This is a genomic window from Phreatobacter sp. (assembly GCF_030691135.1).
Classification (GTDB): domain Bacteria; phylum Pseudomonadota; class Alphaproteobacteria; order Rhizobiales; family Phreatobacteraceae; genus Phreatobacter.
The window spans coordinates 23,063-41,584 of sequence record NZ_JAUYFA010000089.1; the positions used below are offsets into that span (position 1 = coordinate 23,063).

The 18,522-nt window shown below is 69.4% G+C and carries 20 protein-coding genes and 1 tRNA gene; 13 read left to right on the plus strand and 8 right to left on the minus strand.

Going from position 1 to position 18,522, the window contains the following annotated elements; genetic code table 11:
• Nucleotides 1-96 precede the first annotated feature (96 nt).
• A complete protein-coding gene (locus Q8O26_RS16865; RefSeq protein ID WP_305577675.1) occupies nt 97-2,271 on the plus strand; it encodes a TRAP transporter permease in 2,175 nt (724 codons plus the stop codon).
• Nucleotides 2,272-2,332: 61 nt separating this feature from the next.
• Nucleotides 2,333-2,521, plus strand: coding sequence for a hypothetical protein (locus tag Q8O26_RS16870; protein ID WP_305577677.1), 189 nt, complete (start codon nt 2,333-2,335; stop codon nt 2,519-2,521).
• A 77-nt stretch (nt 2,522-2,598) separates the two neighbouring features.
• On the opposite strand, the gene Q8O26_RS16875 is transcribed toward Q8O26_RS16870, so the two are convergent.
• Nucleotides 2,599-2,672 (minus strand) — tRNA-Gly (locus Q8O26_RS16875).
• Nucleotides 2,673-2,914: 242 nt separating this feature from the next.
• On the opposite strand from Q8O26_RS16875, the gene Q8O26_RS16880 reads away from it, so the two are divergent.
• Nucleotides 2,915-3,907, plus strand: a complete 993-nt coding sequence (locus Q8O26_RS16880; protein ID WP_305577679.1) for a catalase — start codon at nt 2,915-2,917, stop codon at nt 3,905-3,907.
• Nucleotides 3,908-4,289: 382 nt separating this feature from the next.
• Nucleotides 4,290-6,749: an ATP-dependent helicase HrpB gene (hrpB, locus tag Q8O26_RS16885; RefSeq protein WP_305577681.1), complete on the plus strand. Its 2,460-nt coding sequence runs from the start codon at nt 4,290-4,292 to the stop codon at nt 6,747-6,749.
• 23 nt (nt 6,750-6,772) lie between these two features.
• On the opposite strand, the gene Q8O26_RS16890 is transcribed toward hrpB, so the two are convergent.
• Entirely contained in the window at nt 6,773-7,357 is a 585-nt protein-coding gene (locus tag Q8O26_RS16890; protein ID WP_305577683.1) for a TetR family transcriptional regulator C-terminal domain-containing protein, read from the minus strand.
• Between the two features lie 70 nt (nt 7,358-7,427).
• Between Q8O26_RS16890 and Q8O26_RS16895 the strand changes: the two genes are divergently transcribed.
• Nucleotides 7,428-8,549 carry a DUF418 domain-containing protein gene (locus Q8O26_RS16895; protein ID WP_305577685.1) on the plus strand — a complete coding sequence of 374 codons (1,122 nt, stop codon included), beginning with the start codon at nt 7,428-7,430 and terminating at the stop codon, nt 8,547-8,549.
• 3 nt (nt 8,550-8,552) lie between these two features.
• On the opposite strand, the gene Q8O26_RS16900 is transcribed toward Q8O26_RS16895, so the two are convergent.
• The gene (locus Q8O26_RS16900) at nt 8,553-9,533 is read right to left on the minus strand and encodes a quinone oxidoreductase (RefSeq protein WP_305577687.1); all 981 of its coding nucleotides are present in this window, start codon (nt 9,531-9,533) and stop codon (nt 8,553-8,555) included.
• 141 nt (nt 9,534-9,674) lie between these two features.
• Here Q8O26_RS16900 and Q8O26_RS16905 point away from each other — a divergent pair, with 141 nt between their 5' ends.
• From Q8O26_RS16905 to Q8O26_RS16935, 7 genes are all read left to right on the plus strand, one after another.
• Nucleotides 9,675-10,592 (plus strand): hydroxymethylglutaryl-CoA lyase, encoded by a 918-nt coding sequence (locus tag Q8O26_RS16905; RefSeq protein WP_305577689.1) that lies wholly within the window; start codon nt 9,675-9,677, stop codon nt 10,590-10,592.
• Nucleotides 10,593-10,595: 3 nt separating this feature from the next.
• The gene (locus Q8O26_RS16910; RefSeq protein ID WP_305577691.1) at nt 10,596-11,573 is read left to right on the plus strand and encodes a threonine dehydratase; all 978 of its coding nucleotides are present in this window, start codon (nt 10,596-10,598) and stop codon (nt 11,571-11,573) included.
• 274 nt (nt 11,574-11,847) lie between these two features.
• Nucleotides 11,848-12,312 carry an FxsA family protein gene (locus tag Q8O26_RS16915; RefSeq protein ID WP_305577692.1) on the plus strand — a complete coding sequence of 155 codons (465 nt, stop codon included), beginning with the start codon at nt 11,848-11,850 and terminating at the stop codon, nt 12,310-12,312.
• 111 nt (nt 12,313-12,423) lie between these two features.
• Nucleotides 12,424-12,909: a protein-export chaperone SecB gene (gene secB, locus Q8O26_RS16920; RefSeq protein ID WP_305577694.1), complete on the plus strand. Its 486-nt coding sequence runs from the start codon at nt 12,424-12,426 to the stop codon at nt 12,907-12,909.
• 103 nt (nt 12,910-13,012) lie between these two features.
• On the plus strand, nt 13,013-13,669 hold the full coding sequence (locus tag Q8O26_RS16925; protein ID WP_305577696.1) for a methyltransferase: 657 nt from the start codon (nt 13,013-13,015) through the stop codon (nt 13,667-13,669).
• Between the two features lie 119 nt (nt 13,670-13,788).
• Nucleotides 13,789-13,983 carry a hypothetical protein gene (locus Q8O26_RS16930; protein WP_305577698.1) on the plus strand — a complete coding sequence of 65 codons (195 nt, stop codon included), beginning with the start codon at nt 13,789-13,791 and terminating at the stop codon, nt 13,981-13,983.
• A gap of 59 nt (nt 13,984-14,042) precedes the next feature.
• Nucleotides 14,043-15,572, plus strand: a complete 1,530-nt coding sequence (locus tag Q8O26_RS16935) for a hypothetical protein (protein ID WP_305577700.1) — start codon at nt 14,043-14,045, stop codon at nt 15,570-15,572.
• A 4-nt stretch (nt 15,573-15,576) separates the two neighbouring features.
• On the opposite strand, the gene Q8O26_RS16940 is transcribed toward Q8O26_RS16935, so the two are convergent.
• The 5 genes from Q8O26_RS16940 to Q8O26_RS16960 all read right to left on the minus strand — a co-directional run bounded on the left by Q8O26_RS16940 (nt 15,577) and on the right by Q8O26_RS16960 (nt 17,914).
• Nucleotides 15,577-16,050, minus strand: coding sequence for a DUF1579 domain-containing protein (locus tag Q8O26_RS16940; protein WP_305577702.1), 474 nt, complete (start codon nt 16,048-16,050; stop codon nt 15,577-15,579).
• A gap of 47 nt (nt 16,051-16,097) precedes the next feature.
• Nucleotides 16,098-16,619, minus strand: coding sequence for an SRPBCC family protein (locus Q8O26_RS16945; protein ID WP_305577704.1), 522 nt, complete (start codon nt 16,617-16,619; stop codon nt 16,098-16,100).
• Between the two features lie 23 nt (nt 16,620-16,642).
• Nucleotides 16,643-17,059, minus strand: coding sequence for a VOC family protein (locus Q8O26_RS16950; RefSeq protein ID WP_305577706.1), 417 nt, complete (start codon nt 17,057-17,059; stop codon nt 16,643-16,645).
• Nucleotides 17,060-17,160: 101 nt separating this feature from the next.
• Nucleotides 17,161-17,418 carry a hypothetical protein gene (locus Q8O26_RS16955; RefSeq protein ID WP_305577708.1) on the minus strand — a complete coding sequence of 86 codons (258 nt, stop codon included), beginning with the start codon at nt 17,416-17,418 and terminating at the stop codon, nt 17,161-17,163.
• Nucleotides 17,419-17,524: 106 nt separating this feature from the next.
• On the minus strand, nt 17,525-17,914 hold the full coding sequence (locus tag Q8O26_RS16960) for a hypothetical protein (RefSeq protein WP_305577710.1): 390 nt from the start codon (nt 17,912-17,914) through the stop codon (nt 17,525-17,527).
• 75 nt (nt 17,915-17,989) lie between these two features.
• On the opposite strand from Q8O26_RS16960, the gene rsfS reads away from it, so the two are divergent.
• Nucleotides 17,990-18,514, plus strand: a complete 525-nt coding sequence (gene rsfS, locus Q8O26_RS16965; RefSeq protein ID WP_371134594.1) for a ribosome silencing factor — start codon at nt 17,990-17,992, stop codon at nt 18,512-18,514.
• Nucleotides 18,515-18,522 lie beyond the last annotated feature (8 nt).

The following is an 18,522-nucleotide window of genomic DNA, read 5'->3' on the forward strand; positions in this document are numbered from 1 at the left end:
CTTCGGCCTCCTCCGCACTTGACCAGTCCAGGCCGCGCGGCTACCGCGCGGCCTTCTCATTCGGGACGCGTGGTCCCCCTATCGACGAGGCGGCCCATGAAGACCGAAGCGCTGGATCCGCAGGCCGTCCAGAAGCTGGAAGAGCAGTTCGATTCCGAGGTGCGTTTCCGCCCGCTTCTGCCGGCTACGGCCTGGCTGGTCGCCGGTCTGCTCTTCACCCTGTCGATCTTCCACTATTACACTGCCGGCTTCGGCCTGCTGCGCGAGGCGACCCATCGCGGCATCCACATGGCCTTCGTGCTGGGGCTGATCTTCCTCGTCTTCCCGCTCCTGAAGCGTGACCACCAGACCCCGCCGCAGTCCGGCATCATGGCGCCCGGCGGCATCGCGCTCTACGACTGGCTGCTTGCAGCCGGCGCCGTGGTGGCCAGCCTCTACATGCCGTGGATCTACGACGATCTCGCCTTCCGGGTCGGCAATCCAGAGCCGCTCGACGTCGCCATGGCCACCATCGCCATCCTCGTCCTGCTGGAGGCGACACGGCGCAGCGTCGGCTGGCCGCTGCCCATCATCGCCGTGTCCCTGATGGTCTATGCCATGTACGGCCAGTCGCTGCCGGGGATCCTCGCCCACCCCGGCAACAGCTGGTCGGCGGTGGTCAACCACCTCTATCTCACCAGCAACGGCATCTACGGCATCGCCCTCGGCGTGGTGGCGACCTATGTCTTCCACTATGTCCTGTTTGGCGTGCTGGCGACGCGCGTCGGACTCGGCCGGCTGTTCATCGACCTCGCCACGGCGCTGGCCGGCCGCTATTCCGGCGGACCCGCCAAGGTGTCGATCTTCGGCTCGGCCATGTTCGGCATGATCTCGGGCTCGTCGATCGCCAATACGGTGACGGTCGGCTCCCTGACGATCCCGGCGATGATGCGCCTCGGCTATCCCCGCCACATGGCGGCGGCGATCGAATCCACCGCCTCGACCGGCGGCCAGATCACACCGCCGATCATGGGCGCCGCCGCCTTCTTGATGATCGAGTTCCTCAACCTGCCGTACCAGTCGATCGTGCTGGCGGCGATCGTTCCGGCCTTCATGCACTTCTTCGGCGTGTTCTGGCAGGTGCATTTCGAGGCCAAGAAGAACGGGCTGAAGGGCATTCCCGCCGCGGACCTGCCGAAGGCCCGCGAGGTCATTGCCCGCGACTGGCCGGCGGCGATTCCGCTCTTCGTGCTGCTGATGGTGCTGTTCTCGGGCTTCACGCCCTATCTCGCCGCCTTCTGGGGCATCACCGCCTGCGTGCTCGTCGGCTTCACCCGGCGCAATCCTGTCGTCGCCGTTACCTTCCTCGCGGTGATGATCGCGGCGGCGACCGCCGGCCTTCTGTCGGAAGGCTGGGCGACGGTCGCCATCGTCGCCGCTGTCGGCGTGGTTTCGACCGTCTTCGCGCTGCGCGACGCCGACGGCAAGTTCCTCACCGCCGACATGATCGACGCCTTCGTGGTCGGCGCCAAATACGCCATCGCGGTCGGTGCCGCGGCCGCGACCGTCGGGATCATCGTCGGCGTCGTCACGCTGACCGGTGTAGGCTTCAAGATCTCCAACATCGTCACCAGCTTCGCTGCGCAACTCGCGGCCATCACAGGGTCGGTCCTGCCAGTCTGGATGTTCAACGCGACGGCTCTGACGCTGTTCTTCACGCTGGTAATGACGGCTGTGGTCTGCATCCTGCTCGGCTGCGGCGTGCCGACGACGGCCAACTACATCATCATGGTGACGGTGGCCGCGCCGTCCCTGGCTTTGCTCGGCGTCGAGCCCATCGTCGCCCATTTCTTCGTCTTTTATTACGGTGTGCTCGCCGATATCACGCCGCCGGTGGCGCTCGCCGCCTATGCGGCGGCGAGCATGGCCGGGGCCGATCCGTTCAAGACCGGCAATACCGCCTTCCGTCTCGGCCTCGCCAAGGCGCTGGTGCCCTTCGTCTTCGTCTACGGGCCGGCCATGCTCATCGTCACCAAGGGCTTCACCTGGACGGACTTCGTCGTCACCACGCTCACCTGCGCCCTCGGCGTCTTCATCCTGGCGGCGGCGCTCACGGGCTTCGCCATCGTCCGCACGCCGCTGTGGCAACGCCTGTCGCTCGGCGTTTCGGGGCTGCTGCTGATGGCGCCGAACCTCACCGCCAGCCTCGTCGGCATCGCGTTGGCGTTGCCGGCGGGCATCGCCCAGATCGCCGCGGGGCGGGCACAGAAGGCGGTTCCCGAGGCGGGCTGATCAAGCGGCGGGAACCGGCCGCCGGCACAAGGTGTTCCCGCCGTCTTGTGTGGCGCACTCCATGCCCGGAACGCTCATCGCCGCGGCATGCGCTCTTCTCCTGCCGCATCTCATGGCGCTCAGCATCGCCTATGTGCTGGTGCTGCCGATCGTCTGGGACCGCGATCCCTTCGCGCAACCGGTCATGCGGTGGGGCTCGGTCCCTGACGTCCTGCCTCTTCGGCCGCGATGGTCATGGCGAAATGCCTGATCCCGCTGAAGGACGACAGGCAGCGGGCACTTCGGAAGACCATGTTGCGGGAAGCGCCCGGGACCAGAGGCGAGCGTTGGAGCGGGTGAAGGGAATCGAACCCTCGTATGCAGCTTGGGAAGCTGCTGTTCTACCATTGAACTACACCCGCCAAAGGCCATCAGGACATCACGAAGGATGTCAGTCGCCTTGTCCCGCCAGACCGGACGATCTCGCAGGCCGCGCGTCGTTGTAGCCGTTTTGAGCGCAGAGGATCAAGGGCTGCCCGGGACCGCCGGAGCGGTATCCTATTTCCGCGATGGCACCGTGCATCCCCGTAACGCTGTCGTATTTTGTGGCGTATCGTCTTCTAGCCCTGCCAGAAAGTTGCAGCGGCGAGGGAGGGAGCGACCCATGAAAGCCTATTGCGCCGCCGCCACGGCGGGCCTTGCCATCAGCCTGTTCGTCCCGACGAGCCCGGTATCGGCACAGGATGCCGATCCGACGCCGATCGTCGAACTCATGCGGACCTTCGCCGGTCCCGGGACCCATCGCCCGAGCGGGGCCAAGGGACGTTGCTATGCCGGTGAATTCGTTCCCAATGCCGCCGCGCAGGCGCTTTCCAAGGCGGTGATCCTGACGCGCAACTCTCAGGCGCTGATCCGCTTTTCGGTCGGTGGTGGCAACCCCGCCGTCGCCGATGGTGCCCGCGGGGTCAATCGTGGCCTGTCGATCCGCATCGACGGCGACGGACCCGGCCAGACCGAGTTCGTGATGGTCAATGCGCCGATCAATTTCGCCCGGACCCCCGCCCAGATGCTGGGCTTCCTCGAGGCCCGTCGCCCCGGCGCCAACGGCCAGATGGACCCGGAGAAGGTGCGCGCCTTCACCGAGGCCAATCCGGAGACGACAGGCCAGGCGCGCTACCTCGCCAGCAAGCCAATTCCCGGCTCGTGGGTCGGCGTGAACTACTGGGCTCTCCACGCCTACACCCTGACGAACGCCAGCGGCGCGGCCCAGGTGGTCAAGTTCCGGATGGATCCGCTCGACGGCGCCGTCAACCTGACGGATGACGAGGCCCGCGCCCGCCCGCGTGACTTCCTCGCCGATGAGCTCGGCGGCCGCCTCTCAAGCTCCAGGCCGGCCGGATTCAAGATGGTCGCGATCATCGGCCGCCCCGGTGATCCGACGACCGACGTCACCCGGATGTGGGAGGGCGAGGACAGCCGCCCCACCGTCGAGCTCGGCACGTTGCATGTCCGCTCTGCGGCCGAGGCGGCGCGCTGCGACGACACGATCTTCGCCCCCACAATCCTCGCGGACGGCATTGCGGGACCGGCCGATGATCCGATGTTCGCGATCCGCACGCCGGCCTATGCCATCTCGATCACCAAGCGGCAGAACTGATTTCGGCAACGGTCGGGGTTTCCCCCTGGGGTCTTCGGTGGGTCGGCGGAGCGTTCCGCCGGCGGTCCCGGCCGGAAGACGTGACCCCTGTCATGCGAACGGCCCGCGGCGGCGACCGCGGGCCGTTGCATCCGGGCGGCCATGAGGAGCATGGGGACCGGCCGCCCCACCGCCCGGCGGCGCCGCTCTTGATGGCGGCAGCCCTGTCCGGACGGACCTGTGCCGGGATGCGTCCACATCCCGGCGGGCCGCCGCCGTCCCGTTCCGGAACATCCGGCGGCCCTTGCACCGTGCATCGCAAGGGCAGGGCCCGGACGCGGGTTTCGTGGCATCGCGACCTGTCCCGCTTGCGGACGGGGTGAAGGAACCGTAAACGCCGCGCGTGACCCTCCCGGCCCTCCCCATCGATGCCGTCCTTCCCGCCCTGAAAGCCGCGCTGGCGGCTGGCCCGCGTGCCGTGGTCGTCGCACCGCCGGGGGCCGGCAAGTCGACGCGGGTGCCACTGGAACTGATGGCCGAGTCCTGGACCGGGACGGGCAAGATCCTGGTGCTGGAGCCGCGCCGGATCGCCGCCCGTGCCGTGGCCGACCGCATGGCGAGGACCCTCGGCGAGGAGGTCGGTGGCCAGGTCGGCCTCAGGGTCCGCTTCGGCTCGAAGGTTTCGGCGCGGACACGGGTCGAGGTCGTCACCGAAGGCATCTTCACCCGCATGATCCTCGACGACCCCGCACTGACCGGCATCGCCGCCGTGCTCTTCGACGAGTTCCACGAGCGCAGCCTCGATGCCGATCTCGGTCTCGCTCTGGCGCTGGACGCACAGGCGGGCCTGCGCGAGGACCTGCGGATCCTCGTGATGTCGGCGACGCTGGACGGCGCGCGGGTGGCGAGGCTGCTCGCTGACGCGCCGCTGATCGAGAGCGCCGGGCGCGCCTTTACCGTCGAGACCCGCCATGTCGGCCGTGAACCGCAGGGGCGGCTCGAGGAGGAGGTGGCGCGCGTGGTGCGCCGGGCACTCGCCGAGGAGACCGGCTCGGCGCTCGTCTTCCTCCCCGGAGCCGCCGAAATCCGCCGCACCGCCGATCTGCTCGCCACCACGGTGAAGGACCCGGCGGTCGACATCGTGCAGCTCTTCGGCGCCCTCGACCGCGAGGTCCAGGACCGCGCCATCGCGCCCGCGCCTGCGGGGCGACGCAAGGTCGTGCTGGCGACCGCCATCGCCGAGACCTCGCTGACCATCGAGGGCGTGCGGGTGGTGGTGGATTGCGGCCTCGCCCGCGTGCCGCGCTTCGAGCCGGATCTCGGGCTGACGCGGCTGGAGACGGTGCGCGTGTCGCGCGCCGCCGCCGACCAGCGCCGCGGCCGCGCCGGCCGGACCGAGCCGGGGGTGTGCTACCGGCTGTGGGACGAGGCGCAGGAGGGCGCCTTCCCGGCCTATGCGACGCCGGAAATCCTCGCCGCCGACCTCTCATCCTTCCTGCTCGACTGTGCCGCCTGGGGCGTCACCGATCCCGCGACGCTGGGCTTTCTCGATCCGCCGCCCAAGCCGGCGCTGAGCGAGGCCCGCGCGCTGCTGGAGAGCCTCGGCGCCCTCGATGCGGATGGCCGCATCACCGCCGAGGGCAAGCTCTTGCGCGGCCTGCCGCTGGCGCCGCGTCTGGCGCGCATGGTGGTGGATGCCAGCGCACGCGGCGAGGGGCGGCTGGCGGCCGATCTGGCGCTGCTGGTCTCCGAACGCGGCCTCGGCGGCGACGACGTCCATCTCGGCCACCGCCTCGACCGGCTCAGGACCGACCGCTCGCGCCGCGCCGAGGATGCGCGGCGGATGGCGGCGGGCTGGCTGCGCGAGGTGAGATCCGCGCCTGATGTCGGTTCCGGGCCGGAGCGGGCCGGCGCCGTGCTGGCGCTGGCCTTTCCGGACCGCATCGCCCGGGCCCGCGGCAAGGACGGTGATTTCGTTCTCGCCAACGGCCGTGGCGGCTCGGTGGACGCGGCGTCGCCCCTGGCGCGCGAGACCTTCCTCGCTGTGGCGGAGATCGGCGGCGTCGCGGCGCGGGCACGCATCCTGTCGGCCGCGCCGATCAACCTCGCGGAGATCGAGGAGGGGTTCGCCGACCGGATCGAGACGCGCGCGGAGGTGACCTTCGACAGGGGAGCGGCAGCGCTGCGGGCGCGGCGCGTTCGGCGTCTCGGCGCCGTCAGCCTCGGTGAGCAGACGCTTGCCGTGCCGCCGAACGAGGCGAGCGCGCGGGCGCTCGCCGAAGGCATCGCGCAGCTCGGCCTCTCCCGCCTGCCCTGGTCGAAGCCGCAACTGGCGCTTCGCCACCGCGTCTCCTTCCTGCGCCGCGTCGACGAGGCTTTCCCCGATCTCTCCGACGAGGCGCTCGCCGCCACTGTCGCCGACTGGCTGGTGCCGCACATCCTCGGCAGGACGGCGCTGGCGCAGATCGGCGCCGACGACCTCGGCAACGCCCTCGACCAGCTGGTGCCATGGGACGTCAAGCGGCGGATCGAGACCGATCTGCCCAGCCATTTCGACGCGCCCTCCGGCCAGCGCCATCCGATCACCTATGAGGGCGAGGAGCCGGTCCTGTCGATCCGCGTGCAGGAACTGTTCGGTCTTGCCGTCCATCCGAGCATCGCCCGCGGCAAGATCCCGCTGGTGGTGGAGCTTCTGTCACCCGCCCATCGCCCGGTGCAGGTCACGCGCGACCTGCCCGGCTTCTGGAAGGGCTCCTACCAGGCGGTGAAATCAGAGATGAAGGGCCGCTATCCCCGGCATCCCTGGCCGGATGATCCCGCGGCAGCGACGGCGACGCACCGGGCCAAGCCGCGGGGCACCTGACGGCGCCCCTGGCCGTGCAGCCATCACGCTGACGTTCCGCATTCGTGGCGGACAGCGATTCTCAGGTGATGGGTGGCCGCGTCGCGGGACAGCGGGCTCCCCGGAATGAGGCAAAGGCCTGCCAGGCCCAGCAGGATCGCGATGATCCGCCAGCTGGATTCATCCGGCGAAGGGCAGGCCCAGGTGCCCGCCGCCCGGCCGCGTGCGAGGAGAGACGACAGCCCCGCCTGCCATCGGTCGGTGCCCCGGGATGCCGCGTCGGCGAGCGCGGGGTCGCTTGACCCCAGTTCCGTGGCTTCCAGCCACAGGCGCCACAGGGCATCCGCCTCGACACTGAAGGCCCCGTCGACGAGGTCGGAAAGAACAGTCTCGGGCGCCTCTCCCATGCGGCCTGTGACGGACCGTTCGATGTCCGCGCCGATCACATGCGAGAAGGCCGCGGCCCGGAGCGCCGACCAGCTGAAATAATGTGCCAGCAAGCCGGCCGCGACACCCAGGTCGGATGTGACGTCCCGGGTGGTGGCCGCCGCCAGCCCCTTCCGGAGGATGGTCCTCTCCGCGGCTTCCAGAATCAGCGTGCGACGATCTGCACCTTTCAGGCGGGGCATAGGGCACCTTGACTTTGTTGAGCGGTTGCTCAATTGAGCATCTGCTCAACTCTGGCCCAAGGCGCGGACCATGGCAAGAACCGCCGACATCGACCTCCTGCGCTCGATCGCACTGATCGGCATCGCCGTCGTCAACATCCCCTTCCTCGCCAACCCTCCGACGCTTGTCCGTCCCACCGGCGCGGATGCCGTCGCGCAATTCCTGGTGGAGTGGCTGTTCCAGGGGAAATTCTTCATCCTGTTCTCCTTCGTCTTCGGATGGGGCTTCGCCGTGCAGATCGCCGCTGCACAGCGGGAGGGTCATTCTGCGGCCGCGCGGTTCAGCCTTCGCCTGAGCGGCCTGGCGCTCCTGGGAATCGCCCACGGCCTCCTGGTGTTTGCCGGCGATATCCTCCTCCTCTATGCGCTGCTGGGGGCGGGCCTCCTGCTGCTGCACACGGCGTCGCCGAAGGTCCTGCTCGGCGTCATGGCGGGATGTGTCGTCCTCGCCATGGCCAGCCTCGCGCTGCTTGGCGCCCTTCTGCCCGATATCTTGGCGGCGATGGTGCCGCCGCCGACCACCGGGGGCTATCGCGGGGGAATCGCCGACAGCATTCGGCAGCGCATCGGTGAATGGCCGTCCGCATTCGCCTTCGTTGTGCTGTTCAACGGGCCGATCGCCTTCGCGGCCTTTGCGGCCGGGCTGTTCGCGGCGAGGCGGGGGGCATTGGATCCGGGTTCGCCGATCCATGCCCGGTTCGACAGGGCGCTTCCCTGGTTCCTGGTCGTCGGGCTCGGATTGAATGGGGTCTATGCCGCTGCCATGGCCGGCCTGTTTGGCGAGGGACTTGCGGCACTGGCCGGCTTCGTGCTGCTCGCCGTCGCCGCGCCCATCCTCTCGATCGCCTATCTTCTCCTGATCATCCGGGCGTCGCGGCGATGGCAAGCCGCAGACATCATCGCCAGGCCCGGCCGCATGTCGCTGACCGGCTATGTCCTCGAGGGGGTTCTGGCCGGGCTCATCTTCAACGGCTACGGCCTCGGGCTCTATGGCACCGTCGGGGCCATGGGCTGTCTCCTGATCGCCCTCGGCGTGGCTGCGGCGACGCATCTCGCCGCAACCCTGTGGCTGCGTGTCTTTCAGCAGGGGCCGCTCGAGGCGGTCCTCCGGTGGTGGACGCGGCTTGCCGACCACAGGACCCTCGGCCGGTGAGCCTCACGGCGTGATGAGGATCGCACCGGTCGTCGCTCGCGCCTCCGCCGCCCTGTGGGCCGCGGCGATGTCGGCAAGGGCGAAACGCGCGCCGATGTCGACGGCGACATGCCCCGCTGCGATGGCGGCGAAGAGCTCGGCGGCGTTCTCGCGGAACACTGCGGGGTCGGCATTGTGCGGGAAGACCGAGGGGCGGGTGAGGAAGAGACAGCCCTTCTTGTTGAGGAGTTCCGGGTGGATATCGGGCGCCGGCCCGGAGGCCGCGCCGTAGGAGACCATCAGGCCGAAGGGCTGGATGCAGTCGAGGGACTTCAGGAACGTGTCCTTGCCGACGGCGTCATAGACCACCCGCGCCTTGCGGCCGCCCGTGGCGGCGAGCACCGCCGCCGGCCAATCCTCCTGCCGGTAGTCGACGGCATGGTCGGCGCCGATGCGCCTCGCCAGCGCACATTTCTCCGGTCCGCCGGCGGTGGCGATCACCTCGGCGCCGAGCGCCTTGCCCCAGCGCACCAGGATCTGCCCGACGCCGCCGGCCGCCGAATGGACGAGGATGAGGTCGCCGGGCGCGACCCGGTGGGTCTTGCGCAGCAGGTACTGGGCGGTCAGCCCCTTGAAGATGAGCGTCGCGGCGGCCTCGTCAGAGACGCTGTCAGGGAGTTTCACAAGGCGCTCGGCCGGCACGATGCGGCGGTCGGCATAGGCGCCGATGCCGGCATTGATGTAGGCGACGCGGTCGCCGGGGGCGACCGAGGTGACGCCGGGCCCGACGGCCTCGACCACGCCCGCCGCCTCGTGGCCGAGCCCGGTCGGCGTGGGCAGCGGATAGGTGCCGCGGCGCTGGTAGACGTCGATGAAGTTGAAGCCGATGGCGGTCTGGCGGATCTGCACCTCGCCCGGGCCAGGCGGCGGCAGCTCGAGGGTCTCGATCGCCATCACCTCCGGTTCGCCGAAGCCGTGAAGCCGAACCGCGCGTGCCGTCGCCATGGGCGTGTCTCCCTCGTGTCGTCTCTCGTTGCCGCTTTCGGCGGAGCGCGATGCTATGCCATGGCGCAGGGTGCGCCGCCATCCGGCCGTCTTGCCATGGCCGTCGTCTTTGCCGACAAACACGCGGTGCGGAGGAATGCCATGACGAAGACGCCACGCTCGGTCGAGATCATCGAGGTCGCCCCGCGCGACGGGCTGCAGAACGAGAAGGTCATGGTCTCGACGGAGGACAAGATCAGTCTCGTCGAGCGCTCCTTTGCCGCCGGCTTCCGCCATGTCGAGGCGGTGTCCTTCGCCAATCCGAAGCGGGTGCCGCAAATGGCCGATGCGGAAGGCGTGATGGCAGGGCTCGGGCCGCGCCGGGCCGGTCGCAACCTGATCGGCCTTGCCCTCAACGCGCGCGGCGCCGAGCGGGCCGTGGCGGCGGAGTGCAGCCAGATCAATTATGTCGTCGTCGCTTCCGAGACCTTCGCCAACCGCAACCAGAACGCCTCGGTCGAGGATCTGGTGAAGGGCACCCGCGAGGTCGCAGCCATCGCGCGCGCGGCGGGCGTGCCCCTGTCCATCTCGCTCGCCACCGCCTTCGGCTGCCCCTTCGACGGTGAGGTGCCGGTGGAGCGGGTCATGGGCATCGTGGAGGAGCTGCTGAAGAGCGATCCCTTCGATATCGGCTTCGCCGACACGATCGGCTGCGCCGTGCCGCCGCAGGTGACGGAGATGCTGGCGCGCGCGCGCTCTATGTCCGCCACGATCAAGTGGCGCTGCCATTTCCACGACACGCGCAATACCGGCGTCGCCAATGCCATCGCCGCGGTGGAGGCGGGGGTCGACTTCCTCGATGCCTCGACCGGCGGCACCGGCGGCTGTCCCTTCGCCCCGGCGGCGACGGGCAATGTCGCCACCGAGGACCTCGTCTATGTCTTCGACCGCATGGGCATCGCGACCGGGCTCGACATCGACAGGCTGCTCGACACCTCGCGCTGGCTCGCCGGTGTGCTCGGCAAGCCGCTGCCCTCGGCGCTCGGCCGGGCCGGCGTGTTCCCGGCGCGGGCGGCCTGAGCCATGCAGCCCTTCAGCCTCGACGAACTCAACGCCGCCCATGCCCTGGTGCAGACGGCCATGCCGCCGACACCGGCCTTCGCCTGGCCGCTGCTCGCCGCACGATACGGTTGCGAGGTCGTGGTCAAACACGAGAACCACACGCCGACCGGCGCCTTCAAGGTGCGCGGAGGGCTGGTTTATGTCGACCGTCTCGTGCGCGAGCGCCCGCATGTGAAGGGCATGGTATCCGCCACCCGCGGCAATCACGGCCAGAGCCTCGCCTTCGCCGCCCGCCGGGTCGGCCTGCCGGTGGTCATCGTCGTGCCGCACGGCAATTCGGTGGAGAAGAACGCGGCGATGAAGGCCTTCGGCGCCGAGCTCGTCGAGCATGGCCGCGACTTCGACGAGGCGCGGGCGCGGGCGGTCGAGATCGCGGGCGAGCGCGGCTACGAGTTCGCCGCCTCGTTCCAGCGCGACCTCGTGATGGGCGTCGGCACCTATGCCCTGGAGCTCTTCACGGCCCATCCCGATCTTGACGTTGTTTATGTGCCGATCGGCCTCGGTTCGGGAATCTGCGGCGTGATCGCCGCCCGCGATCTCCTGGGACTTCCGACCGAGGTCGTCGCCGTGGTGGCCGAGAATGCGCCTGCCTATGCGCTGTCGCTGGCGGCGGGCCGGGTGGTGGAGACCAATGACGCGACCAGCTTCGCCGACGGCATGGCGGTGCGCATTCCCAGCCCTGAGGCCTTCGCCCTGATCGCGCGAGGGGTGGCGCGCTGCATCGCGGTCTCCGAGGACGCCATCGCCGAGGCGATGCGCATCTACTGGACCGATACCCACAATGCCGCCGAGGGGGCGGGCGCCGCCGCGCTGGCGGCGCTGGCAATCGAGGCCGGCGGGCTGAAGGGCCGGAAGGCGGGCGTCATCCTGTCGGGCCAGAACGTCGACCTGCCGGTGATGAGCGCGGTTCTCGCCGGTCGGACCCCCGCGGCGGCCTGAGGTCGCGGGACGACGGGGTTCCCCACCCTTACCCTCCCCTCGCTGGCGCGAGGAGAGGGGGACTTTGACGTCCAGACCCTCGCCGTCCCTTCGTGCCTGGCTCGGCCGTCGAAGAGAAGGCGCTAGGCTGTAGTCCCCCTCTCCGCGCAGCGGGGAGGGTGCGGGTGGGGCCTACCTGCTTCACCGTCTGCCCCGCCCCGCCCCGCCCCTGCGACGGCGCATCTGCTTGCGAAAAGGCGAGGGAAGGACCAGCTATGTCGGCGGAGATTTTGAGATGATTCAACTGCGCTGGCTCGTGCTCGGCCTGATCGCGCTGCCCTTCCTGGAATTCGCCACGTTCTTCTTCGTGGCGGGCCAGATCGGCTTTCTAGGCGCTCTGTTCGGGGTCGTCCTCACCTCCTTCCTCGGCATCATGCTGCTGAAGGGCGGGGCGAAGCTCCTGCTCGCCCAGGTGATGCGCTCGGGCGGCGTCGTGCTGATGAGCGGCGAGGCGGCACGCAGCGGCATGCTGACCGCCTTTGCCGGCCTCCTTCTCGCTATTCCCGGCTTCGTCACGGACGTGATCGCGGTGATCCTGCTCGTCCCGGCGCTGCGCGGCCTTCTCTCCCGCGGCGGCCTGACCACCACCGGCCAGCGCCCGCCGCCGCCGGGTGTCGTCGACCTCGAGCCCGCCGACTGGCGCGAGGAGCGCCGGCCGCCCGGCGCCGATCCGCGGCTCGGCCCGCCGGGCAAGAGCTGATCGCCTGCCGCTTCACCTTGCCCGCACCGGTGCTCGCGTGCTAGCGAGCCCGCCACGGATCGACAGACCACCTCGAAGCCGCCCGTCTGCGGCGCCAACGGAGATTTCCTGATGACCCCGAACGGCGACACCGCCCTCGACGCGGCCCCGCAGCTCAATGTGCTCGCCCAGTACGTTCGCGACTTCTCGTTCGAGAACCGCAACGCCCCGCGCTCGCTGATGCCGCAGAACGACCAGCCGGCGATCAACATCCAGATCAACGTCAACGCCAATCCGATCAGCGAGCAGGAGTTCCAGATCGAACTCACCATCGACGGCGACGCCAAGACCAAGGAAATGACGCTCTTCAAGTTCGAGCTCATCTTCGGCGGCATCTTCCGCATCGCCAACGTGCCGCAGGAGGCCGTTCATCCCATCGTGCTGATCGAGTGCCCGCGCCTGCTGTTCCCCTTCGCCCGGCAGATCATCGCCAATGCGACGCGCGACGGCGGCTTCCCGCCGCTCTATCTCGATCCGGTCGATTTCGCCGCCCTCTACCGCCAGCGCATGGCCGAAACCGGCGGCCAGCTGCCGGGCGGCGCGCCGCTGACGCAGTGAACCGTTCCTGATCACAGGGATGCGGAAGCCGGGCCCAGCGCCCGGCTTTTTTCGTAGGCCGACAGGGCCGCCGGCCGACCGCCGCTGAAAGGCCGAACCGCCGATGACCGACGCGAGCCTCGATCGAGCCGCCTTCATCACCGCGCATACGCGGCTGACGGCGGTGCCGCATGCGCCGGAGATCGTCCTCCACCTCGCCGACGAGGCGACGGCGCTGTGGCAGAAGACCGAGGACGAGCTCGGCGAGATCGGCCTGCCGCCCCCCTTCTGGGCCTTCGCCTGGGCCGGCGGCCAGGCGCTGGCGCGCTATGTCCTCGACCATCCCGAGATCGTTCGCGGCAAGAGCGTGCTGGATGTGGCGACCGGCTCCGGCCTCGTCGCCATCGCCGCGGCAAAGGCGGGTGCGCGCGCCGTGACGGCGGTCGATATCGACGCCTTCTGCGCGGTGGCCGTCGGGCTCAATGCAGCGGCGAATGGTGTCGCCGTGACGGCCGAAACACGCGATCCCGTCGGCAGCGACGGTGCCTTCGACGTGATCCTCGCCGGGGACGTCTGCTACCAGCGCGACATGACCGAGGCGATGATGGGCTGGCTCGGGCCGCTGGCGGCGGCCGGCCGCACCGTGCTGATCGGCGATCCCGGGCGCGCCTATCTGCCGAAGACCGGCCTCGCCAAGCTGGCGGAATATCAGGTGCCGGTGACGCGGGCTCTCGAGGATCTCGAGATTAAGCGCACGGCAGTCTGGGCCCTGACCGCTTAGCCGGCTGCTCGCAGATCTTTGATCATCCCATGAAAAACGCGGGGATGCGCCACAGTGTCGCCGCGACCATCTGCTTCCTTGGCGGCGTCGTAGGACCGTCACCGGAAAGGGAGGCCACAATGCAGCTGACAGCGGAAGTTCGTCCGAGCGCTTTCGAGGGCCGACCCTTCAAAGTCGTGTTCCGGAAGGCCGACCAGGTCGTCGCGGAATGGCCGGTCTCCTCGGTCAGGGCGGGCGAGGAACGGATCGCCGAGACGCTCGGTGCGCTCGCCTGCGCCAAGGCGCCGAAGGGCACCCCCTGCCACGTCGCCTGACAGCCCAGCCGCGGCGCGTCGCTTGACCTGCCGGGCGCCGCGGTGACAGACAGGACGGCATGCAGCCAGACGGCCCCACCGGCGTGAAAGCAGCGACACCCGGACTGCCGGTTCCCGGCAGCCCCCCGGGCCGGCTCGCGGCAATCTGGCATGACAACGTCGCGCGGCCCGTCCGGGCGTTGAAGAACGCCTATCTGCCGCTCCTCATGGTCTATTTCGCCTATGGCGCGCTCGGCATCATCGATGTCGCGCGCGACATGTGGGTGAAGGAGAGCCTGTCGCTGTCCCCCGCGGAACTCGCCGGTATCGGTGTCTGGCTGAGCCTGCCCTGGACCATCAAGATGGTGTTCGGCCAGCTCGTCGACAGCGTGCCGCTGTTCGGCTCGCAGCGCCGCGCCTATGTCCTCATCGGTGCGACCCTGGTGGCTCTGGGCCTGCTGACGCTGGCGGCCTCCGCCGGCGGCAGGCTCGCCACCCTCAGGCCCGACCAGGCCTTCATCCTCGGTGCGCTCCTCATCGTCCTCGGCGCGGTGATCCAGGATGTCGTCGCCGACGCCATGTCCTCCGAAGTGGTCGCGCGCACCGATGCCGCCGGCGCGCCGCGTCCCGACGGCGAGATCCGCGCCGAACTCGGCATGGTGCAGGTGCTGGGGCGCCTGGCGCTCGGCATCGGCATCCTCTCGGTCGCCGGTCTCTCCGGCTGGCTCGCCCAGCACCTGACCCGCGAGCAGGTGTTCCTCTGCGGCCTCGCCATCCCCGCCATCTCGGTCGTCGGGATCCTCGCCTCGGGCGCCGAGACGGCCGAGCGGCAACCGCTCGACTGGCGCATTCTCGGCGGCGGCCTCGGCTTCGGCGCCTTCGTCGTCTCGGTGGCGCTGGGCGGGGTGCCCTATGCGCAGGAGGCGGTCTTCGTCGGCTCGATGGCGATCGTCCTGACCATGCTGCACCTCGTCACCCGCGACATCGACCCGACGACGCGTCGCGCCATCATCTTCGCCTCGGTGATCATCTTCGCCTTCCGCGCGACGCCCGGCGTCGGCGACGGCTATTTCTGGTGGTCGCTCGACGTGCTGAAATTCGACGAGGCCTTCTATGGCGTGCTGCGCCAGACCGGCGCGGTGCTCGCCATCGCCGCCATGTGGCTGTTCTCCAAGCAGCTCACCGAATATTCGGTGACGACCGTGCTGTTCTGGATCGCGGTTGCCGGCACGATCCTGTCACTGCCCAATATCGGGCTGTTCTACGGGCTGGCCGACTGGACGCAGGCGAATTTCGGCTTCGGCGCGCGCACCATTGCGGTGGTGGATGCCGCGACCTCATCGCCCTTCGCCCAGCTGTCGATGATCCCGCTCCTGACCCTCATCGCCTATTATGCGCCGGAGGGGCGGCGGGCCACCTGGTTTGCGCTCATGGCCTCCCTGATGAACCTCGCGCTGGTCGCAGGTCAGTTGCAGACCAAGTACCTCAACCAGATCTTCACGGTCGGCCGCGGCAATTATGCCGAGCTCGGCGACCTCCTCATCACCGCGACGGTGATCGGCTTCGTGGTGCCCGTCGCGGTGATCCTGATGTTCCGCAAGCGCGTGTGAGGCCTCAGGCCGCGCGGCGGTAGTCGGAGCGCATTAAGACGTTCCACGAGCCGTCCGGCTGTCGTACCTGCCCGCGGAACTCGTAGTGGTCGTCTGACTTCACCTCGATGATGTCCTGATAGGTGACGATGGTGCCGTCGCCCGAGAAGGACGGGCCGTCGGCCTGCAGCGTCAGGGTCTTTCCGGCGGCGTCGAGTTCGCCGTCATAGACCCAGAGGTTCGGCATCATCGAGCCGACCCAGGTGCCGACATAGCGGCCCTTCGCCGGGTCATAGCCGATGGTCAGCAGCATTGTCGCCGGCCCGCCGCCCGGCATCTCGCCGGTGCCCTGGCCGACGATCCAGAAGCCGCCGAGGGAGGTGAAGGTCTGGCGGCCCCTGAGCTTCTTTCCCGGCTCTTCCGGGCAGTCGTGGTCGTAGTCCCAGGTGCCGATGAAGCGCTGCAGCCAGGCGTTTTCCTTCTGCGGTTCTCCGAACATGGCGTCTCTCCTCTTGTCGGTTGGTCTTGGGGGGAACGTGCGGCGCGTCAGCCTTCCGCTTGCCGCTTGAGGTTGGCGAGGCCGGCCTCGAAATCGGGTCCGACCATGCGCTCCATGCTGAAAACCATGGTCATCAGCCGAGCGATGAAGGGCTGCGGACCCGACATGGCCCAGGTGACGCGGGTGCCGGCGCCCTCGGGGACGAGGGTGAACTCGGCGAGGTTGTGGGCCTCGAAGGGCTTGAGGAAGTCGAGCTTGATGGCGATCTGGCGGGGTGTGTCCTCGACGATCTCCATGCGGCCCGTGCCGACCTGGCCGTTGCCCTCCCAGCCATAGACCGCCCCCACCCCCGCTTCGGCTCCCGACAGGGTGCGCTTCATGCCGGGGTCCTTCGCCTCCCAGGGCGACCAGTATCGCCAGACGCGAAAGTCGGCGATGAGCGGGCGGATCGTCTCCGGCGCCGCGGCGATCAGGGTGGAGCGCTCGAGGCGGAAATGATCCGGCCGGGCCCAGGCCGTGGCGAGAAGGCCGGTGACGGCGACCAGGACGGCGGCGAGGGCATAGAGCATGGATCGTCTCCAGGTCATGGGCGTCAGGCCTTCGCCGCCAAGGCGTGGGCGAAGCTCCAGGAATGTCCGAAGGGGTCGACGATCTGGGCGTAGCGGTCGCCCCAGAACGCGTCGTGCGGGGCCATGACCATGGTGGCGCCGGCTTTCATGGCGCGGTCGTACCAGGCGTCGCAGTCGTCGACCACGAGGTGCAGTGTGACGGAGACGCCGCCGACGCGGGGCGGCGGGCCGAAAACGGCGCCGGGGAAGACATGTTCGGGGAAGTCGTCGTGCAGGAAGACCGTCGAGCCGTTGATGGTCAGCGCGGCGTGCAGCAGCCGTTTGCCGTCGTTCGCCGGCATGCGGGCCAGTTCGGTGGCGCCGAAGGCGGTGACATAGAAGGCGATGGCCTGAGAGGCTCCCTCGATGTTCAGGTGGGGAATGATGGCGGCCGCGGCCATGGGAAGATCCTCGACGGTATTTTCACTTAACTCATAGGTTAAGTATACGGAGGCGGCGCTGTCAAGGCGGGAGCGGCAGGTGGCCCGCCGCTCCCTCGCCGTCAGTGGCGGAACCAGAAGCCCGCCACCATGGCGACGGCGAAGAGCGCCAGCACGATGTTGCGATAGAGGCGGTCCCAGCGGTCGTAGCGGGCCGGGGGAAGCTTCAGGACGTCAAAGTCGTCGCCGCGCTGCGAAGTCACCTCCGGGCGCACGGAGCCGGTGGAAGATGCCTCTGCGGCCCGTGGCGGGGGCACCGGTGCGAGGCCGATGGTGACGGGCGTCGTCTGGCGACGGATGTTCGGCTGCTGAATGGACATGGAGAGGCTCGTGATCGGGCCACGGTCGCGATGGCGCGACACCGCCGCCCCTCGCGGGGTCGGTCGCGTGGCAGAGATGAGGAAAGGGCTCGGGGACGCGCGGCCGTCAGACCGGCGGCGCCCGTGCCTCGGGCAGCAGCCGCCTGCTGCTGGCGGGCACCGCCGCGCCGGCGGCGGCCACGCCTACGGACCTGCCGGCCGAGATCGCCGGAGCGGTCGCCGCGGCATCCGCCAGATCCGGCCCGCCGGACCCGTCGGTGCGGTCGTCCGTCGCCATGCGGCGCTGGACCGAGGGCGCCTCGCTCTGGCGCAGCACGGCGAGGTCGAAGGCCACCCGCTGCAGAACCGCGCCGCCCGCCTGAGCGGCCGTCCGGCTGACATCACCGGACCCGCCGGCAAGGCTCGCCGCCGCCAGCAGCAGCGCCGCCAGCCAGAGGCGCGGCCGGGCGAAGGCGATCCTCCAGGCCGGAGCGGGGGTGCGGGACGTCGCGGTCATCGGTTCCTGTCGCGAGCGGGTGAGAGGCTTCGTTCTGCCCCGAATCCGGCGGAATTGCGAGTCGGGGAGGGGCGCTTGCCGGCGGGGCTGCTGCGCCTTTCACCGCGCCGTTTTCCAATCGTCACGTTTTCGGCTATGATGCCTGCTTGTGGCGCCCTTGCGGCGCGAAGCAGAGAGGATTGGACCCTGTCCACCACAACCCTGCCGGGGCCGGCCGCCAGCGCGCCGCCCACCGGGACTTCCAAGGAACACCCCGCTTCGGCGGAAGTCCTCCAGCTCGTCCTCGACTCCCTCGACGAAAACAAGGCCGAGGAAGTCCAGGCCATCGACCTCAGGGGCAAGACCTCCATCGCCGACGCGATGGTGGTGGCCTCCGGCCGTTCGCATCGCCATGTCGGCGCGCTGGCCGACTATCTCGTCAAGGCCCTGAAGGAAGCTGGCGTGCGCCAGGTGCGTGTCGAGGGCGTGCCGGCCTGCGACTGGGTGCTGGTCGATGCCGGCGACGTCATCATCCACGTGTTCCGGCCCGAGGTCCGCAGCTTCTACAATCTCGAGAAGATGTGGTCGGCGGCCCGTCCGGGCGAAGCGCTGGCGGGCTGACCGCCCGC

Excerpts from the sequence above, each read along its gene's own strand:
- Q8O26_RS16880 (WP_305577679.1), top strand. The coding sequence starts at position 2,915 with ATGAAAGCCTATTGCGCCGCCGCCACGGCGGGCCTTGCCATCAGCCTG.
- Q8O26_RS16895 (WP_305577685.1), top strand. The coding sequence starts at position 7,428 with ATGGCAAGAACCGCCGACATCGACCTCCTGCGCTCGATCGCACTGATC.
- secB (WP_305577694.1), top strand. The coding sequence starts at position 12,424 with ATGACCCCGAACGGCGACACCGCCCTCGACGCGGCCCCGCAGCTCAAT.
- Q8O26_RS16935 (WP_305577700.1), top strand. The coding sequence starts at position 14,043 with ATGCAGCCAGACGGCCCCACCGGCGTGAAAGCAGCGACACCCGGACTG.
- Q8O26_RS16865 (WP_305577675.1), top strand. The coding sequence starts at position 97 with ATGAAGACCGAAGCGCTGGATCCGCAGGCCGTCCAGAAGCTGGAAGAG.
- Q8O26_RS16950 (WP_305577706.1), bottom strand. The coding sequence starts at position 17,059 with ATGGCCGCGGCCGCCATCATTCCCCACCTGAACATCGAGGGAGCCTCT.
- Q8O26_RS16900 (WP_305577687.1), bottom strand. The coding sequence starts at position 9,533 with ATGGCGACGGCACGCGCGGTTCGGCTTCACGGCTTCGGCGAACCGGAG.
- Q8O26_RS16925 (WP_305577696.1), top strand. The coding sequence starts at position 13,013 with ATGACCGACGCGAGCCTCGATCGAGCCGCCTTCATCACCGCGCATACG.
- Q8O26_RS16960 (WP_305577710.1), bottom strand. The coding sequence starts at position 17,914 with ATGACCGCGACGTCCCGCACCCCCGCTCCGGCCTGGAGGATCGCCTTC.
- Q8O26_RS16915 (WP_305577692.1), top strand. The coding sequence starts at position 11,848 with ATGATTCAACTGCGCTGGCTCGTGCTCGGCCTGATCGCGCTGCCCTTC.
- Q8O26_RS16890 (WP_305577683.1), bottom strand. The coding sequence starts at position 7,357 with ATGCCCCGCCTGAAAGGTGCAGATCGTCGCACGCTGATTCTGGAAGCC.
- Q8O26_RS16910 (WP_305577691.1), top strand. The coding sequence starts at position 10,596 with ATGCAGCCCTTCAGCCTCGACGAACTCAACGCCGCCCATGCCCTGGTG.
- Q8O26_RS16940 (WP_305577702.1), bottom strand. The coding sequence starts at position 16,050 with ATGTTCGGAGAACCGCAGAAGGAAAACGCCTGGCTGCAGCGCTTCATC.
- Q8O26_RS16905 (WP_305577689.1), top strand. The coding sequence starts at position 9,675 with ATGACGAAGACGCCACGCTCGGTCGAGATCATCGAGGTCGCCCCGCGC.
- Q8O26_RS16870 (WP_305577677.1), top strand. The coding sequence starts at position 2,333 with ATGCCCGGAACGCTCATCGCCGCGGCATGCGCTCTTCTCCTGCCGCAT.
- Q8O26_RS16930 (WP_305577698.1), top strand. The coding sequence starts at position 13,789 with ATGCAGCTGACAGCGGAAGTTCGTCCGAGCGCTTTCGAGGGCCGACCC.
- Q8O26_RS16955 (WP_305577708.1), bottom strand. The coding sequence starts at position 17,418 with ATGTCCATTCAGCAGCCGAACATCCGTCGCCAGACGACGCCCGTCACC.
- Q8O26_RS16945 (WP_305577704.1), bottom strand. The coding sequence starts at position 16,619 with ATGCTCTATGCCCTCGCCGCCGTCCTGGTCGCCGTCACCGGCCTTCTC.